Source organism: Paenibacillus camelliae (genome assembly GCF_023715345.1).
GTDB lineage: Bacteria > Bacillota > Bacilli > Paenibacillales > Paenibacillaceae > Pristimantibacillus > Pristimantibacillus camelliae.
On record NZ_JAMBNY010000047.1, the window covers coordinates 1 to 461 of the forward strand.

At 56.4% G+C, this 461-nt stretch carries 1 protein-coding gene; it reads right to left on the bottom strand.

Features of this window, described 5'->3' with window-relative positions:
* Nucleotides 1-461: enoyl-CoA hydratase-related protein (locus tag M3180_RS22320; RefSeq protein ID WP_251671633.1), on the bottom strand; the 461-nt coding region annotated here is incomplete at both ends.

Consider the following 461-nt stretch of genomic DNA (forward strand, 5'->3'; position numbering starts at 1 on the left):
GCTGGGGAAGACGTCGCTAACCAGCCCGGCCTGCTGTGCTTGCTGGGCGGTGATACTTTCTCCGCTCAGCACCATTTTGCTGGCTAACGATTTACCGACACTACGGATTAAACGTTGCGTTCCGCCTGCGCCAGGCATGATGCCGAGAGTGATTTCCGGCAACCCAAAACGCGCGTTCTCTCCGGCAACCACCACATCGCACAACAATGCCAGTTCGCAACCCGCCCCAAGCGCGTAACCGTTGACGGCTGCGATGAGTGGTTTATTAAAGGCCTGCAATCGCGCCCATAGCGGCGGACGTGGATCGTTTAAGGTGGCCGCGAGATCTGTTTCCGCCATTTCGTTGAGATCGGCCCCGGCGGCAAAAAAGCGTGCATTACCGGTAATCACACAGACCGAAATGCTGGTATCGATAGCCGCAGCGTCCAGTTCATTTACCAGTTGCGTCAGAAGGGCATTAT